Source organism: Candidatus Accumulibacter vicinus (genome assembly GCF_000584955.1).
Taxonomy (GTDB): Bacteria; Pseudomonadota; Gammaproteobacteria; order Burkholderiales; family Rhodocyclaceae; genus Accumulibacter; species Accumulibacter vicinus.
In genome coordinates this window covers 59,835-61,305 of sequence record NZ_JDSS02000041.1, presented here as the reverse complement: position 1 = coordinate 61,305, position 1,471 = coordinate 59,835, and the positions used below count along the sequence as shown (strand labels likewise).

Sequence of the window (1,471 nt, the reverse complement as noted above, 5' to 3'; positions counted from 1 at the left end):
CCGGCTGCGCACCGCTGGCGATCAACAGGCGATCGTAGGGAAGCACGCCGCCATCCGCCAGGCTGAGCGTGCGTGCGCCGCTATTGATGGAGGCGACCCGGCCAAGCAGCATGCGGATTCGCAAACGCTCGAAATGATCTGCATCCTTGCGCAGATAAGTGCCCGCTTCGTCGATCTTCCCCATCAGCAGGTAGGGAATCGCCATCCGGGAATACGGCGGCTCGGCTTCATCGCCAATCAGTGTAATTCCGGCCTCTGCATCGGCACGCCGCAGGGTCTCGGCAGCAACAACTCCAGCCGGGCCGTTGCCGATAATGACATGGCGGGTCACCTCAGAGACCCAGACGCGTGCGCGTAGCCGCCGTCGGGACGCCGTCCGGGGTCCAGCCGCGCAGGCGGTAATACTCTGGCAGCATTTTCCCGAGTTCGGCCACCATGCCCTTCGAAGCACCGGTCTTGCACGGTTCGGTGAGCAGGCGCGGCGGCAGGGTATCGTCCTTGCCGGTGAGGCCCGCCGCCAGGTTGAAGTCGCGTTCGAGGTTCCAGATTCGCTCGCCCATCGCCAGCAGCGATTCGAGCGACCAGTCGCCCGGACAAGCCGCCTGAATCTGAGGCTGAATATCGTTCAGGGTCCACGCAAAGGTGGTGAACACGCACAGACCGCTCGAATCGACGATCGCTGTGGCATCCTGAAAAGCTTTCAGGAGTTCGGGCTTGCCGTCGGTGTCCCTGGGGTCGGTCTTGACCGGAATCCCGAATACCTCGCTGGAAACCACGTAGCCACGCAGATGGCAGGCACCGCGGTTCGAGGTCGCATAGGCCAGACCCATGCCCTGCAGCGCGCGCCCGTCGTAGGCCGGAAACTCCTGTCCCTTGACAGTCATCGACAACTCCGGCCGGCCGTATTGGGTACACAAACGCTTCGATCCCTGCCCGACGATCTTGCCGAAGCCTTCGCCGCACACTGTCATTTCCGCCAGTCTGCACAAGGCTGCGGCGGAACCGAAGGGCGCGTCGAGGCCGATCTCTTCCCTGGTCAGGATACCCAGTTCGTAAAGCTCCATGACCGCACCGACCGTCGCCCCGAACGAGATCGGATCCATGCCGTCTTCGTTGCACAGCAGGTTGGCGTATTGCAGGGCCTCCAGATCGTCGACGCCGTTGGCATTGCCCAGCGCCCAGGCGCTTTCATATTCGAGGCCCCCGTTGGCACCCCAGTATTCCGGTTTGGTCTGCACCGAGAAGTGTGTTTCGTCGATCCGCGAAATCCGGCCGCAGGCGATGGTGCAGCCAAAGCAGGCCTGATTGGTGACCAGATGTGTCCTGCCGTCGGTGGCGCGTTTTTCGTGCATCGCTTCGGCCGAAATCTTGCGTGCCCCTTCGAACTGTACATCGCGGTGGTTGCGCGTTGGCGAAGCGCCCATTTCGTTGATGACGTTCATCAGCACCTGCGTGCCATAGGTCGGCAGAC

General features: G+C 62.6%; 1 protein-coding gene and 1 pseudogene. Both read right to left on the bottom strand.

The features are described from left to right. Nucleotides 1-274, bottom strand: a pseudogene (locus tag CAPSK01_RS23845) (FAD/NAD(P)-binding oxidoreductase); the annotation flags it as partial. 58 nt (nt 275-332) lie between these two features. Further along, nucleotides 333-1,471 (bottom strand): aldehyde ferredoxin oxidoreductase C-terminal domain-containing protein (locus tag CAPSK01_RS17815; RefSeq protein ID WP_034929863.1); only part of this gene is annotated, 1,139 nt, incomplete at its 5' end.